This is a genomic window from Streptomyces glaucescens, assembly GCF_000761215.1.
In the GTDB taxonomy this organism is placed as follows: Bacteria; Actinomycetota; Actinomycetes; order Streptomycetales; family Streptomycetaceae; genus Streptomyces; species Streptomyces glaucescens_B.
The window spans coordinates 436,138-450,268 of the sequence record NZ_CP009438.1; the positions used below are offsets into that span (position 1 = coordinate 436,138).

Annotated in this window: 13 protein-coding genes; 8 read left to right on the forward strand and 5 right to left on the reverse strand. The window is 73.9% G+C overall.

What is annotated here, in order from left to right; genetic code table 11:
• The first annotated feature begins 101 nt into the window (after positions 1-101).
• On the forward strand, positions 102-1,598 hold the full coding sequence (gene proP / locus SGLAU_RS01825) for a glycine betaine/L-proline transporter ProP (RefSeq protein WP_043497735.1): 1,497 nt from the start codon (positions 102-104) through the stop codon (positions 1,596-1,598).
• A gap of 89 nt (positions 1,599-1,687) precedes the next feature.
• Here proP and SGLAU_RS01830 read toward each other — a convergent pair whose 3' ends face one another.
• Positions 1,688-2,650: a YihY/virulence factor BrkB family protein gene (locus SGLAU_RS01830; protein WP_043497737.1), complete on the reverse strand. Its 963-nt coding sequence runs from the start codon at positions 2,648-2,650 to the stop codon at positions 1,688-1,690.
• 149 nt (positions 2,651-2,799) lie between these two features.
• On the reverse strand, positions 2,800-4,698 hold the full coding sequence (locus SGLAU_RS01835) for a CASTOR/POLLUX-related putative ion channel (protein WP_043497738.1): 1,899 nt from the start codon (positions 4,696-4,698) through the stop codon (positions 2,800-2,802).
• Positions 4,699-4,985: 287 nt separating this feature from the next.
• Between SGLAU_RS01835 and SGLAU_RS01840 the strand changes: the two genes are divergently transcribed.
• Both SGLAU_RS01840 and SGLAU_RS01845 read left to right on the forward strand, forming a co-directional pair.
• A complete protein-coding gene (locus tag SGLAU_RS01840; protein ID WP_043497739.1) occupies positions 4,986-5,819 on the forward strand; it encodes a PP2C family protein-serine/threonine phosphatase in 834 nt (277 codons plus the stop codon).
• A gap of 60 nt (positions 5,820-5,879) precedes the next feature.
• Positions 5,880-6,905 carry an MASE1 domain-containing protein gene (locus tag SGLAU_RS01845; RefSeq protein WP_052413567.1) on the forward strand — a complete coding sequence of 342 codons (1,026 nt, stop codon included), beginning with the start codon at positions 5,880-5,882 and terminating at the stop codon, positions 6,903-6,905.
• 167 nt (positions 6,906-7,072) lie between these two features.
• Here SGLAU_RS01845 and SGLAU_RS01850 read toward each other — a convergent pair whose 3' ends face one another.
• Positions 7,073-7,936: an alpha/beta fold hydrolase gene (locus SGLAU_RS01850; protein ID WP_043497741.1), complete on the reverse strand. Its 864-nt coding sequence runs from the start codon at positions 7,934-7,936 to the stop codon at positions 7,073-7,075.
• 257 nt (positions 7,937-8,193) lie between these two features.
• A complete protein-coding gene (locus SGLAU_RS01855; protein ID WP_052413568.1) occupies positions 8,194-8,613 on the reverse strand; it encodes a DUF1707 domain-containing protein in 420 nt (139 codons plus the stop codon).
• Between the two features lie 75 nt (positions 8,614-8,688).
• On the opposite strand from SGLAU_RS01855, the gene SGLAU_RS01860 reads away from it, so the two are divergent.
• Together SGLAU_RS01860 and SGLAU_RS01865 are read left to right on the forward strand one after the other, a co-directional pair.
• Positions 8,689-9,273 (forward strand): TetR/AcrR family transcriptional regulator, encoded by a 585-nt coding sequence (locus SGLAU_RS01860; protein ID WP_043497745.1) that lies wholly within the window; start codon positions 8,689-8,691, stop codon positions 9,271-9,273.
• A gap of 83 nt (positions 9,274-9,356) precedes the next feature.
• Positions 9,357-9,917, forward strand: coding sequence for a snapalysin family zinc-dependent metalloprotease (locus tag SGLAU_RS01865; protein WP_043497747.1), 561 nt, complete (start codon positions 9,357-9,359; stop codon positions 9,915-9,917).
• 32 nt (positions 9,918-9,949) lie between these two features.
• Here the strand turns inward: SGLAU_RS01865 and SGLAU_RS36115 are convergent, their stop codons facing one another.
• Positions 9,950-10,288 carry a hypothetical protein gene (locus SGLAU_RS36115; protein ID WP_318536216.1) on the reverse strand — a complete coding sequence of 113 codons (339 nt, stop codon included), beginning with the start codon at positions 10,286-10,288 and terminating at the stop codon, positions 9,950-9,952.
• A gap of 487 nt (positions 10,289-10,775) precedes the next feature.
• On the opposite strand from SGLAU_RS36115, the gene SGLAU_RS01870 reads away from it, so the two are divergent.
• The 3 genes from SGLAU_RS01870 to SGLAU_RS01880 all read left to right on the forward strand — a co-directional run bounded on the left by SGLAU_RS01870 (position 10,776) and on the right by SGLAU_RS01880 (position 14,116).
• Positions 10,776-11,198 carry a DUF6003 family protein gene (locus SGLAU_RS01870; RefSeq protein WP_043497748.1) on the forward strand — a complete coding sequence of 141 codons (423 nt, stop codon included), beginning with the start codon at positions 10,776-10,778 and terminating at the stop codon, positions 11,196-11,198.
• Between the two features lie 141 nt (positions 11,199-11,339).
• Positions 11,340-12,515 (forward strand): serine hydrolase domain-containing protein, encoded by a 1,176-nt coding sequence (locus SGLAU_RS01875; RefSeq protein WP_208868873.1) that lies wholly within the window; start codon positions 11,340-11,342, stop codon positions 12,513-12,515.
• A gap of 53 nt (positions 12,516-12,568) precedes the next feature.
• Positions 12,569-14,116 (forward strand): hypothetical protein, encoded by a 1,548-nt coding sequence (locus tag SGLAU_RS01880; RefSeq protein ID WP_043497750.1) that lies wholly within the window; start codon positions 12,569-12,571, stop codon positions 14,114-14,116.
• The last annotated feature ends 15 nt before the right edge of the window (positions 14,117-14,131 follow it).

Consider the following 14,131-nt stretch of genomic DNA (forward strand, 5'->3'; position numbering starts at 1 on the left):
CCCACGGTGATCTCCCGGACGCGGCGGGAGAACGGTCGTTTGAGCACGCGAGAAGTGTGCAGGAGACCTGCCGGTAGTTCACCGGCGAAAGGAATTCTGTCATGGCGGCGACCGGCAAGGACGAGTCGCTGGAGCCCGCCGCGGTCAGGCGCCACCGGGTGCTCTTCCGCGCGATCGAGAAGCGACGCCGTCCCAGGCTGCGCCGCAGCGACATCACCGTCACCGACGAGGCCGCGGTGAAACGGGCCACGAAGGCCGCTGCCCTCGGCAACGCGATGGAGTGGTACGACTTCGGCATCTACAGCTATCTCGCGGCGACGCTCGGCAAGGTCTTCTTCCCCTCCGGCAGCGACACGGCGCAGCTGCTCAGCTCCTTCGCGACCTTCGCGGTGGCCTTCCTGGTGCGTCCGCTCGGCGGAATGGTCTTCGGGCCGCTCGGCGACCGCATCGGCCGCAAGCGCATCCTCTCCATCACCATGATCATGATGGCGGTGGGCACGTTCGCCATCGGCCTCATCCCCCCGCACTCCGCCATCGGCATCTGGGCCCCGGTCCTGCTGATCCTCTTCCGGATGGTGCAGGGCTTCTCCACCGGCGGGGAGTACGGGGGCGCCTCGACGTTCATCGCGGAGTACGCGCCCGACAAGCGGCGCGGCTTCTTCGGCAGCTTCCTGGAGTTCGGCACGCTCGCCGGCTACGTGGGCGCCTCCGGACTCGTCGTGGTCCTCACCGGCCTCCTCAGCGAGCAGCAGATGCTGGACTGGGGCTGGCGCATCCCCTTCCTGGTCGCGGCCCCGCTCGGCCTCATCGGCCTCTACCTGCGGCTGCGGCTGGACGAGACGCCCGCGTTCCAGAAGCTGGAGGGCGGCCGGGTCAGGGCGAGCGAGGCCGCCGACGCGGTGGAGACCTCCGCCACCGGTGACCTCGGCAAGATCTTCACCCGCTACTGGCGGCCGCTGCTGCTGTGCGTCGCCCTCGTCGCCGCGTACAACATCACGGACTACATGCTGCTGTCGTACATGCCGACGTACCTGTCGGACGAGCTCGGCTACGGCACCACGCACGGCCTGCTGATCCTGCTCGTCGTGATGGTGCTCCAGATGTGCGTCATGAACCAGGTCGGGCGGCTCTCGGACCGCTTCGGGCGCAAGCCGCTGCTGATGACGGGGATGCTCGGCTTCCTCTTCCTCTCCGTGCCGTCCTTCCTCCTCATCCGGCAGGGCAGCGTCGTCCTCATCACCGTGGGACTGCTCCTGCTGGGGCTGTCCCTGGTGACGATGCTCGGCACGATGTCCTCGGCGCTCCCGGCGATCTTCCCCACCCAGGTCCGCTACGGCTCCCTCTCGGTCGCCTACAACCTGTCCACGTCACTCTTCGGCGGCACGACTCCCCTGGTGATCACCGCGCTGATCAGCGCCTTCGGCACCAACCTGATGCCGGCCTACTACGCCATGGGCGCCGCCGCCATCGGTGTCGTCGCCGTGCTGTGCATGAAGGAGACCGCGAACCAGCCGCTGGCCGGCTCCCCGCCCTGCGTGGAGACGGAGGCGGAGGCCACGGAGCTCGTGCAGGCCCAGGCGCCCAGCCCCAGGTTCTGACCGGGCGGCCGGATGCAGGACGCCCCCTGCCGGGTCCGGCAGGGGGCGTTCGTCGTCACCGGCGAACGGGAGGCGGCGGCCCTCCCGGTTCAGGCGCCCGGCCCGGGGTCCGGCCGTACGGCGGTGGTCAGCCCGGCCCTCGCCGCCTCCAGCTGTGCGGCGAAGGCGATGCCGAGGAACAGCGCGACGCCGGTGAGGTTGGCCCACAGCAGCAGCGCCACGAACGCCGTGAGCGGCCCGTACACGGCGCCGAAGGACCCGCTCTCCTCGACGTACAGGGCCAGCAGCCAGGTCGCGCCGACCCACAGCACCAGGTGGACGGCCGAACCGAAGACCAGCCAGGTGTAGCCGGGCTGGTCGCGGCGCGGTGACCAGCGGAAGATCACGGCCGAGGCGACCACGGCGAGGACCAGCCCCAGCGGGACGCGGACGGCCGCCCACCACGCCGCCGTTCCGGACCAGCCGAAGGCCTCGGCGGTCGACTCGCCCACGGCCTCGCCCGCCACGAGGACGAGGAAGCCCAGCACCATCGGCACTCCGGCGGCGAAGGCGAGCAGCAGCGCCCGGCCGTACTTCGCCGGGAAGGGCCGGTCGCGTTCGATGCCGTAGATGCGGTTGGCGCCCCGTTCCACCTGGGCCATGGCCGAGGCCAGGTTGAGGACCGAGAAGCCGAGGCCGAGCCACAGCGCGATGGTGCTCCAGACGTCGGAGTGGGCGCTGCGGCGGGTGCCGGACAGCGCCTCCTCGACCACCTGCGAGCTGGCACCGGGCACGATCCTGGCGAGGGTCAGCTCGATGATCCGCCCGACGCTCTCGGTGTGGGCGGCCGTGGCGACACCGACGAGGGCGATGGTGAAGGGCACCATGCCGAGCACGATCTGGAAGCCGAGGGCACGCGCGTTGGTGAACCCGTCGGCGTACCGGAACCGCGAGAAGGCGTCGGTGAGCAGCCGGATGCCGCCGTAGTGGCGCAACGCGGTGAAGGCCTCGTCGCCGGACAGTTCCTCCCCGATCATGTCCCGCGTCTGCGGAACGTGTACGACCGTGCCCATCGTCTGCGTCTCTCCTCGCGCCTCAGGCCGACGGCGGCCGTGCCCCGCCGGGGCGCCTGCCGGTCCGGCTACCGGGATACCGTCTGCCCTGCCGTGCGCCGGGCAGGCGTGCGGCGGGCCGTGGCCGGGTGACTCGCCCGGTCCACGCGTCAGTCCCGGCCGACGACCACGACCTCGTCCCGGGGGTCCCAGCGGCGGCGTTCGGTCTTGGGCGGGTTGATCCGGACGCCGTACGCGGGCGCCGTGGACGCGTCGTCGTGGCTGCGGTAGCCGATGGCGCACTCGCCCCTGAGCCGCGCCGCGGCGACGACCGTGGCGAACGGCGTCTCGTGCCCCGGCAGCACGTAGTCGGTCGCCGGCCTCAGGTGGACCCCGCTGCCCTCGGCGGAGAACAGTTCCTCGAACACCGCCGCCAGGTGCCGGTTCTGGGAGATCTGCGCCATCAGCAGGCCGATGAGCTTGCCGCTGATGATGACGTCCGCTCCGGGGCTGATGGGGGCCAGGGCCCGGTTGCGGTCGTCGATCAGCTCGGTGACCACGGGCAGCTCACGCCCCGTGGTCCGTTCCAGCCGGCGCAGGAGCAGCAGGGTCACGAGGGTGCGCATGTCGGGTTCGTCCGAGGGGTGGCCGGGGGCCGGGTCCCGGCCGAGGACGATGACGCTGTCGTACGCGGCGATCTCCAGGCCGCGCAGGGTGCCGGGGCTGGTGACGTCGCCGCGGCGCAGGGTCAGGGTGAGGCCCGTGCCGGCTTCCCGGTCGGCGTCGTCGACCTCCTGGAGGGTGACCTCCCCGTCCTCCGCGATGACGTCGACGGCCGAGCCGGGGCGGGCGCAGCGGCGCAACCGGCCGATGACGAGCGGAGCCCGCCGGTTCCAGCCGAGCAGGAGTACCCGTTCCGGTCGCGCGGGCGGCGGCTGCTCGCTCGCGATCGCCGTCTCCTCGACGGCGTGGGAGCAGTCGTCCGGCCGTACGGTGTCGTCGTCGCGGGAGATGACGACGAGCAGGTCGTCCGGGCCGATGGTGGTGTGCGGCGGCGGGCCGAGCAGGGGGACGTGCCCGCGCATCAGCCCGACGACGCTCGATGTGGTGTACGACAGCAGCGCGTCACCGAAGGGGCGTCCGACCAGGGACGGTTCGGTGGTCAGGTAGAACTCGTCCCCGGCGAAGTCGAGCAGTTCCCGGTGGACCAGGGAGAGCCCGGGACGGCGTGCGGCCTGCACGATCAGGGCGGCGGTGACGGTGTCGCTCTCCAGGACGATGCCGCTCGGGCCGGCGGCGAGGGACGCCGCCAGCCGGTAGCGGTCGTCGCGCAGCGCGGCGACGACGGGCGGGCCCGCGTCGTGGCCGGGCAGCGCCGCCCGCAGGGCCAGCAGCGTCTTGACGACCTGGGCGTCGGCGTCCGGCTCGTCGTGCGGCAGGACCAGCACGACGCCCGCCTCGGCCGGGTTGGTCAGGGCCAGCACGGCCGGGTCGGTGGGCGGTCCGCTGCGGCAGATCAGCCGGGTCCGGCCGCCCGGCCTCGTCCTGGTGTTCAGCGCCTCCTCCATCACGGTCTTGTCGCGGTCGGCCAGCAGGGCGACCGCCGCGCCGCGCCGGTTGGCGTTGGCGGCGATCAGCTCACCCACCACCGTGAAGACCTGCTCGGACCAGCCGAGCACCACGGCGTGGCCGCTTTCCAGGACCGTGGAACGGCCCCGGCGCAGGGCGATGAGCCGCTCGGTCAGGGCCGTGGTGATCAGGCCGACGAGCGTGGAGACGTACAGCAGCGCGACGAGGGCGAGCAGCACGGACAGCACCACTCCGAGCGGGGTCCCGGTGGCACCGCCGAGCCGCAGCGTCTCGCCGGTGAGCCGCCACACCTGGGCCAGTCTGCCGGTGAGGGAGGCCGGTGCCTGCGGGTCGGTCCACACCACCACCGCGCTGGCCGGCACCACGACCGCCAGGCACAGCAGGGCCAGCCAGCCCACCAGCGCCGGGGCGCCGCGGGCCAGCGTGCTGTCGAACCAGTAGCGGAACCTCTCCCCGAGTGGAGTACGCCGCGGCGCCACCCTGCTCCCCCTCTCGCCGTGCACTCCGGCCGCGGCGGCCCGGCGCCTCCCCGGCGCGCACGGCCGCCCGCCCTCAGAACCAGCAGTGTGCTGGCCCGGTCGCCCGGACGGAGGAGGATCGCCGCCCGTTCACACCTTCGAGCAGATCGCCACCGCGGTGCTCGGCGCGCCGAGCCGACCGCTTCCCGGTAGAATTTCGGATTTTGATACGACATTTCGTGGCGAACCAGTTCTTCATCGCTGTCCTCCTCACCCGAAGAGGGCCACTGACCCGGCCGGAGCGATCGATGACCCGCAAGCACCCGACCGACGACGGTGACGAGCTGCTCGCCCGGCTCGGCGAGCTGACCGCGCAGGCCAGGGAGCGCGCGGAACTCCAGCGGTCGCGGGTGGAGCTGGCCGTCGCCCTCCAGCAGGGCATGCTCCCCACCACCCTGCCGTCGGTCCCCGGCTTCCGGCTGGCCGTCGAGTACCAGCCCGCCCACCACGCCCTCAGCGTGGGCGGGGACTGGTACGACGCCTTCACGATGCCCGACGGCTGCATCGGGCTGTCCATCGGCGACGTCCAGGGGCACAACATCGAGGCGACCGCCTTCATGGGGCAGGTACGGGTCGGGCTGCGTGCCCTCGCCTCCGTCACGAGCGAGCCGGGCGAACTCCTCGCCCGCATCAACGACCTGCTGCTCGCCCTCGGCACCGACCTCTTCGCGACGTGCACCTTCATCCGCCTCGACCCGGCCACCGGGGTGCTGCAGAGCGCGCGGGCCGGGCACATACCGGGCGTCTGGGCCACGGCCGACGGCCGCTCCGGCCTCGCCGAGGACACGGGCGGGCCGCCCCTCGGGGTGCTCCCGGAGACGGCGTACCCGGTCACCGAGCACCGGCTCTCGGCGGGTGACGTCCTGGTACTGGTCACCGACGGGGTGGTGGAGGGACCCGCGCTGAGTCTGGACGAGGGCCTCGACCAGGTGGTGCGGCTCGCGGGCGTCGCCGCCGTCGCCGGACTGGAGGCGGCCTCCCTGGCCACCGCCGTGATCAGGGGCGCCGAACGGGTGGGACACACCGACGACGCCGCCGTCCTCGTCGTGGGCCGCGAGAGACCCCCCTCCCGCTCTCCGTGATCAGCCGAAGGGCGGCCCGCGGGCGCCACCGCCTCGCCGGACAGGCCGTTCCGGTGTGTGATGGCAACTGTGGTGCGTACCCCTGATCGGCGCCGAGCGATCGTCTACGGAGTCCAGATCCTGGCCGTGGCCGCCTGCTACTACGCGGCGGGGCGGCTGGGACTGCTTCGCCAGCTCGTGGTCGGGGACGCGGTCTTCACCCCCATCTGGCCGCCCACCGGCGTCGCGCTCGCCGCCCTGTTCGTGTTCGGCCCGCGCTGCTGGCCGGGTATCGCGCTCGGAGCCTTCTTCGTCGTCCTGTCCCTCGCTCCCCTGCGGCCGGCCGTGCTCGGCAACGTCGCCGGGAACACCGTCGCCCCCGTCTGCGCCTACCTCATGCTGCGCAGGGTGGGCTTCCGGACGGGTCTGAGCCGGTTACGGGACGGCGTCGCCCTGGTCTTCCTCGGGGCGCTGGCCGCGATGCTGATCAGTTCCACGGTGGGCGTCGGCCTCCTGGTCCTCACCGGCAAACTCGGCGCGGACGGCTTCTGGCCGGTCTGGCTGGCGTGGTGGGTGGGTGACGCGATGGGGGTGCTGCTGGTCACCCCGGCGCTGCTCCTGCTGAGCGGGGCCCACCAGGTACCCGACCCCGCGCGCTGGAAGGAGGTGCTGGTCCTGGTCGTCGTGGCGTGCGCCGTGATCCCGCTGGCCACCTACAGCGAGCTGAGCCTGCTCTACCTCATCTACCCCCTGCTGATCTGGGCGGCCCTGCGGTTCCAGCTGGCGGGCAGTGTGCTGTGCGCCCTGTTCGCCTCCGTGCTGGCCACCGTCGCGGCCACCGACGGCAAGGGTCCCTTCACCCATCTGACCCGTACCGAGGTGATGATCAAACTCCAGGTCTTCAACGGCTCCATGGCCCTCACCGCCCTGCTGCTGTCGGCGGTCATCATCGAGCAGCACAACACCCGGCGCTCGGTGGAGCGGGCCTGCCAGGAACTGGTCGAGGTCCTCGAACACCTCACCGCGGGCGAGGCGCCGCCCGGCCGCCTGCCGACGGACCGCAACGGCCCGCCGGAGGCCGGGGAGGGCCCGCGGTCCCCGCCCTGATCGAGGAGCGCCGGGGACGGACGCGTCCGACCGGGTCCCGGCGGAGAGCTCCGGTGCGGCCCTCGGCGCCCGCCCTCGTCCGGGTCCCGGACGCCACCGTCCGGGTCCCGGACGCCCCCCGGGCCGCGGGAGCGCACAGCGCGCCCTGGGGGTCCCGGCGGGCCGGGTCAGGCGGGCCGGGCGGTCAGGGCGGCGAGTTCCGCCAGCAGCCGGGCCGCCGGGGCCGGGTCGGTCAGCCACTTGAGGTGGCTGCCCTCCAGGGTGCGGACGTCGTACGGGTTGTCCGGGGTCAGCGCGTCGCCCTCGCGGATCAGCCGGTCCTGCAGGGCGAGCGGCAGGCTCGCGTCACCGGCCAGCCGGACGAAGGTCCTCGGGATGGTGCCCCAGGTCGCGGCCTGCGCCCGGTCGGCGGAGGTGCCCGCGTCGAGGTTCTCGTCGGGCTGGAAGGTGTTCAGGAAGGTCAGGAACTCCTCGTCCGTGCCGTCGGCGAGGAAGGCCGCCTTCCATCCCGCGAGGGCGTCCGGGTCCGCGGTGCGGAAGTTGACGCGCAGCAGGCCGAGCTCGGCCGGGTTCCCGGCCATGGCCCGGGCCACCGAGGTGATGTCGACCGTGGCCATCTCCGGCTCGGCGTAGTAGTCGCCGACGGTCAGGTCGACCGGGCACCAGGCGGACACGTAGACGAGGCGGTCGATCAGGTCGGGCCGGGCGTTGGCCGCCGCGGTGGCCGTGACACCGCCGCGGCTGTGCGAGACGAGGATCACCGGCCCGTTCTCCTTGGCCCGTTCCAGGATCCCGATCAGGTGGGCGGCGTTGTCGGCGAGGGTGACGCCCTTGATCGAACCGGGCGCGGTCGACAGGTCCCCGAGGTCCTGCGGCGCCTGGTAGGACCGCAGGTAGGTCGCGCCGAAGCCGTGGCCGGGAAGGTCCACGGCGACCGACCGGTGCCCGAGGAGGCCGAGTTCGGCCTGGAGCGGCGCGAAGGAGAAGGAGTTCGCGAACGCGCCGTGAACCAGCACGAAGGTCGGCTGCATCTGTCTACCCGCTCTCTGGTGTCCGCCGCGCTCCGCGACGCCCGGGACACTACGCAGTCGTAGATCACGTACGCAACCGGTATGCGCGCCTCGCGCGGTGGCCGGAGCGGATGGCGCGCATCGCGTCAACGCCTGCGCGTCCAGGCGTCGTTCGGCGGCGGCGGGACCTCTCGTGGTGGCCGGTGTGCCTACCGCGACGCCGCGGCCGGCGTCCTCGGCGGCGGGATCGCGGGCGTCCCCAGCGCCGGAGACATCGCCTAAGGGCGGTCCTCCTCGCCGCGCGGCCAGATGGCGACGGCGATCAGCACGGCCGCCCAGATTCCCAGCGGCGCGATCGGCCAGTAGTACGTCAGTTCGCCCTTGTGCACGCACCGCACGCCCCAGGCCGCGGACATGACGACCGCCCCGCCGAGCCAGTAGCGCCACTCGGCGAGCCACTGCTCCAGGTCCCTGCGGTTCCGCTCCGCGCGGCCGGGCACCGGCGCGGGCAGGTCGGCCGTGAGCGCCGCCAGTTCGCCGGCCGTGCGCGCCGCGAGCACCCCGGCCGTGCGGTGCGCTTGCTCCTGGGCGTCGATCCGCCCCTCGGCCAGCGCCTCCGCCAGCACGCCGAGCGCCCGGTCCCGGTCACGGTCCGAGACCCGCACGGCGGGCATGGCAGGATCGCGTTGTTCATCCATCACTGTTCCCCGTCCGTTCCAGTGATCCGACAACTTCAGAATACGACTGTATCTGAAAAACGAGGAGAGGTGCCGATGCCCAGGATCGTCGACTGGGAGGAGCAGCGTCGGCAGATCGGTGCGGCCCTGCTCGACCTGGCCTCCCGGCGCGGGCTCGACGAGGTCAGCGTGCGCACCGTGGCCGCCGCGAGCGGCCGCTCCCCCGGCGCCGTGCAGAAGTACTTCCGCACCAAGGAGGAGATGCTCGCCTTCGCCGCCGAGCTGGCCGGCGAACGGGTCGAGCGGCGCATGGCCGAGGTCGACACCGCCGCCCCACCGCGCCGGGCACTGCGCGAACTCGTCCTCACCACCCTTCCGTTGGACGCCGAGCGGCGCTCCGAGGCCGCCGTGCAGCTCGCCTTCGCGGTCCACGCGGCCCACCACCCCCGGCTCGCCGCGATCCGGCGCCAGGTCGACCGGGACGTGCGGCGGGCGCTGGCCACCTGGCTGGAATCGGCCGGTCACGGCGAGGACGCCGCGGCCCTCGCGGATGCGGTCATCGCGCTGGCCGACGGTCTGGCGTTGCGGATGCTGTACGCCCCGGACGAGCACGCGTCCCTGCTCGCGGCCCTGGACCGGGCGCTGGACGCGCTGCTGCCGCCTGCCCGGCCCGCCGATTGAGGGATTGGCGTGCGCCGGGCGCGGGCAGGCACCCCAGCGGAATGCGGCATGAGCACGCCCACCTTCCCCACAGGAGGCCGACCTTGCACGCACGTAGCTTCGTCCCCACCCTCGCCGCCGTCTTCGCGGCGGCCCTGGTCACCGCGGGTCCCGCGTACGCCACGCCGGCCGGCACCGACGCGCCGGACCTCGCGGCCCGCGTCGTCACCTACGACGCGAGCGCGTCAGCGGAGTTCCGGGCCGCCGTCGACCGCGGCGCGGCCATCTGGAACGAGAGCGTGGACAACGTCGAGCTGCGCCCGGTCGCGGCCGGCCAGCGCGCCAACATCCGGATCATCGCCGACAACGGCTGGCCCCGGGCCCTCACCACCTCGCTCGGCAACGGCACCGTCTACATAGGCCGCCAGGCCGTCACCCAGGGCTACAACACGATCCGGATATCGGCGCACGAGCTCGGCCACATCCTGGGTCTGCCGGACCGCAAGCCCGGCCCCTGCAGCAGCCTCATGTCGGGGTCCAGCGCGGGAGTGTCGTGCACCAACCCGTATCCGAACACGGCCGAGCGGGCGGAGGTGGAGGACAACTTCGGCCTGGCGCCCGCCCACCGGTCCGGTGTTCCGCACGGTGTCGTGCTGACGGACTGACGGCCGGCCCCGGGGAGACGCCGCCAGGCGGATCACCCCTCGTGCCGGCGTGCGGCTGCGGACGCCCGCACGCCGGGCGGCTCCGGACGCCGGTCCGGGAACGCCGGGCCCGCCCGGGAGCGGGCCCGGCGTACGCATGCGATCAGGTAGTCCCCGGCACGGGGTCGGCGGTCACACCGTGGGCCTCGCTGCGGAAGCCCGGGAAGGCCCGGACGATACGCCTCCACTGCGCCCAGGCGGCGCGGCAGCGGTCCTTCCGGGGCGCCGGCGGACTCGCCGGGCACCAGCGGCGGGATGCCGGGCGGCGTCACGGTCACCCCCGCGGCGGTGACGCGGCCCGCCGCCTCCGCGCGATCGCAACCGTTCGGCACGGCCCCTGATCAACCGCTCGTAGCACCGCGCCGGATCCGGCGCAGCACCTGGGCGCCGTCCGGGGGCCGTCCGGCGGGTCCCGGGCGACGACGGCCGCGGCCGGCCCGGCCTCGGTTGCAGGGCGGCGCGGGCCTGCTGGACGCCGGAGGCCCGGCACGGGTCGAGGCCCTTCTCCTCCAGCGCCCGGCCGATCCGGCGCACCCGTTCCGTCCCCCCTCCGGCCAGCGGGTCCTGGCACAGTGTCAGGGGGGACGGTTCCTCGTGTCGTGGATCCGCCTTCGGCGGGGACGTGCCGCCGCCGTGGGCGGGTGGGTCACCGTGCCCGGTCGGGCGGGGGGCCGGCACGGGCTCACGAGGGCGCTTCACTCGCAGGTGGCGCCGATCGTCGGCCACGGCGGCATCCGGGCGGCCGGGACGACCACAATCGCCGAACGCGGGTATACGGGACGCCGTGACGACAAGGCCCCCTCATGTGAGGAGCAGAGGATGACCGACGACGCCTACCTCGTCCTGCTGCCCGGCACGACGACCGCCCTCGGTGTGCCCCCCGCGGCGGTCGGCGACCTGGCCTGCATGGACACGCCCGCCGTTCAGGCGTGGCTGCAGGCCCAGGGTGTGACCGCGGACTCCCCCGAACTGCGGCTGGTGCCGCCCGAGGAGACGGCGGCCGTCCCCGAGGACGCCGAGCGGCTGCCCGTGCCCCTGGGCGACGAGGAACTGAGCCGCCTGCGCCACCACGCCGCGCCGCCGGACCTCGCGCGGCTGGAGGAGGAGCTGCTGGCCTACCGCACCTGCACCGACGGCCGCAACGCCCTGCTCACCCGTGCTCTCGCGGCCGGGGTGCCGGCGCACCGGGTCGCGGAGCTCACGGGTGAGGACCTGGCCACGGTCAAGGCGGCCACCGGCTGAAGACCGGCAGGACGTCGTCCCGTGGACCGTCCGGATCCCCCGGGGCACGAGCCGGACGGCGGTCCATCCGGCCGGCACCCGTACCGCTGGGGGTGCTGACCGGATGGCCGGCCGGCCGCCGCCGTTCCTAGCCTCGACGTCATGATCATTCGTCGTTCATGGGTGCCGGCCGCGCTGCTCGGGCTCGCGGTCGCCTCGTTGCCGTCGGAAACGGCCTCGGCCGCGCCGGACCCCTCGGGCCTGGCCCGGGTGGTGCAGCGTGACGCCGACGCGCTGCGGGACGCCGGGGTGACCGGGGTCGCCGTCCGGCTGGAGACTCCGGGCACGGCCGTCACGGCCCGGTCCGGGGTGGGAGACCTGGCCACCGGCCGCCCGGTCCCGGAGAGCGGTTACCTGCGCCTGGGCAGCGTCACCAAGACCTTCGTCGCCACGGTCGTGCTGCAACTGGTGGGCGAGCAGCGGATCTCCCTCGACCAGACGGTGGAGGACCTGCTCCCCGGAGTGGTGTCCGGACCGGGTCACGACGGCGGGGCCATCACCGTCCGCCGGCTGCTCCAGCACACCAGCGGGCTGCCCGACTACGTCCACGACGTCTTCCCCGAACCGAGCGCCCGGACCTACTTCGCCCACCGGTGGCGCGCCTACCGGCCCGAAGAGCTGGTGCGCCTGGCGCTGCGTCATGAGCCCGTCTTCCCGCCGGGCACCGGCTGGGCGTACTCCAACACCAACTACGTACTCGCCGGGATGATCATCGAGCGGGTCACCGGCCGCACCTGGGAGCAGCAGGTCCACGACCGCATCCTGCGTCCGCTCGGTCTCCGGGCCACCGACACCCCCGGTACGTGGCCCTTCCTGCCCCGGCCGCACGCCTCCGGCCACCAGCAGTTCACCGCGGGCGGCCCGATGATCGACACCACGCTCCCCTACCGGCCCTTCGACAGCGGCGCCGACGGCTCGATGACCGGCACGGCCCGCGACCTCAACCGCTTCTTCGGTGCCCTGGCCGGGGGCCGGCTGCTGGGGCCCGCCGAACTGGCCGCCATGCGGACCACGGTCCCGGTGCCGCGCGACGGCGGACATCCGCCGGGCACCCGGGACGGGCTGGGACTGTTCTTCACCCCCTTGTCCTGCGGGGGCGGATACCTGGGGCACGGGGGCAGCGGTTTCGGCTACGTCGTCCGTGCCGCCACCACCACGGACGGACGGCGCACCGTCACCGTCTCCGCGCACAGCCGTTCGGCGGATCCCGGGGAGACGGCCCGGCAGGAAGAGGCGCTGAACCACCTCGTCGACCACGCGCTGTGCCACCCCGGCTGACGCCGTAGGCTCCCTTCCGCAAAGGCAGGATCGGCAGTGCGACGGGGGCGGAAGTGACGTACGAGGGACACGGCGGCCGTGACGTGAGCGCGGCGGCCGGGGCGGTGGTGGCGGCGCTGCGTGAGCTCGCCGCTCGGCGACCCGGCGAGCTCACGCTGCTGGACGGCTTCCCCGACGCGGAGCTGGACGGCTGGCCCGTGGAGGTGCCCGAGGCGGTGCGCGTCGTGCTGCGCGCCCTGGGGGGTGTCACCGCGGGCCGGCAGCGGTACGCGTTCGGGCCGTCCGGGCACCCGCGCGTCCGCTCGGCGTCCGAGGACGCGACGTGGGCCCTGACACCGCGCGGCGACGTGCTGACCGGGACGGGCGCCGGCACGGCGGACTGGGGGCCGGTGCTGTCCCTCGCCCACGTCGACGAGTACGCGTTCACCGTCGAGGCGCCGGGGTTCGTGCCCTGGCTGGAAGATCTCGTCCGCCGCCTCGCCGGCGGGACGCCGCACGACGACGCGGGCGGGGCCGCAGCACCGCCCTTCACCATCGCCGCGGTGCCCTCCATCGAGGCCGCCGAGGGCCCGGACGCGGAGCTCGCCGCGATCGTCGGCGCCGGTCACAGCCTCCTCGACGTCGCCGATCTGCGGGATCTGCCGGGTTATCCGTGCGCGATCTCCTGGGAGCCGTACTTCACCTATGACGGCGGCACGGCGGACACCAGCGGCAGCGACGTGGACTACCGGCTCGCCGGCGGGGGACGCGTGCTGCTGCTGGAGAGCGACGTCAGCGGGGACTTCCTGGGCCGGCCCGTCCGGCGGCACCGGGTCCCCGACGACGCCGCGGCCACGGCGGTGTCCGGGCTGCGGTCGCTGGCCCGGCGGTTCCCGCGGCTGGTGACCCTCGCCGACGGGACCGCCGACGCGGAACTCGACCGGTGGCCGGTCCCCGTCCCGCCGGACGTGCGGACCGTGCTGCGAGCCGTCGGCGAGGTGCGCGTGGCGGGCATGCCGGCCCTGCGGCTGATGCCCGGTGAGCCCTGGCAGCGGGTCGATCCCGCGCTGGACCGGATGATCCGCGGCGACGGCGGCGCGTACTGGCCGCTGGCCCGCGTCGGCCGCGCCCCGCGCAGTGTCTCCCTCGCCCACGTGCGGATCGATCCGGCCACCGGGCAGTGGGGATACGTGGTCTCCGTCCCGGGCGGCGCGGACGCGCTGCGCGAGGAACCCGAACTGGTGCTGCTCGCCGAGTCGCTGCCCGCCCTGCTGCTGAACGTCGTCCACGTGGTCGAGGAGGCGGTGCGCCGGGCGTCGGCCACGGGGTCGGACCCCGCCTCCCTGGTCACCGCCGCCACGAGGTGGTTCACGCCCAACACCGGGGAGCCCTGGACGATGCCGGTGCCCGTCGAGGAGTGGGCCGGCTCCCCCGATCCCCTGCGGGCCGGCGCCGCCGCCTTCCCGCCGGGCAGCCACGCCGCCGACCTGCGCGACTCCCCCGTCCCGACCGACCTCTGCTTCTACCGCGCCGAATCCTGGCGCTGGCACCGCACCCTCGACCGGCTGCACTTCCTCGGCGGCGGACAGGTGGTGGTCGCGGTCGCGGAGACCGACGGCTGAGGGAGCGCGGCGTCC

What these genes read in the sequence shown, in the direction of transcription:
- SGLAU_RS01850 (WP_043497741.1), bottom strand. Translation starts at nt 7,936, where the DNA reads ATGCAGCCGACCTTCGTGCTGGTTCACGGCGCGTTCGCGAACTCCTTC.
- SGLAU_RS01870 (WP_043497748.1), top strand. Translation starts at nt 10,776, where the DNA reads ATGACCGACGACGCCTACCTCGTCCTGCTGCCCGGCACGACGACCGCC.
- SGLAU_RS01855 (WP_052413568.1), bottom strand. Translation starts at nt 8,613, where the DNA reads ATGGATGAACAACGCGATCCTGCCATGCCCGCCGTGCGGGTCTCGGAC.
- SGLAU_RS01830 (WP_043497737.1), bottom strand. Translation starts at nt 2,650, where the DNA reads ATGGGCACGGTCGTACACGTTCCGCAGACGCGGGACATGATCGGGGAG.
- SGLAU_RS01860 (WP_043497745.1), top strand. Translation starts at nt 8,689, where the DNA reads ATGCCCAGGATCGTCGACTGGGAGGAGCAGCGTCGGCAGATCGGTGCG.
- SGLAU_RS01840 (WP_043497739.1), top strand. Translation starts at nt 4,986, where the DNA reads ATGACCCGCAAGCACCCGACCGACGACGGTGACGAGCTGCTCGCCCGG.
- SGLAU_RS01875 (WP_208868873.1), top strand. Translation starts at nt 11,340, where the DNA reads ATGATCATTCGTCGTTCATGGGTGCCGGCCGCGCTGCTCGGGCTCGCG.
- proP (WP_043497735.1), top strand. Translation starts at nt 102, where the DNA reads ATGGCGGCGACCGGCAAGGACGAGTCGCTGGAGCCCGCCGCGGTCAGG.
- SGLAU_RS01845 (WP_052413567.1), top strand. Translation starts at nt 5,880, where the DNA reads ATGGCAACTGTGGTGCGTACCCCTGATCGGCGCCGAGCGATCGTCTAC.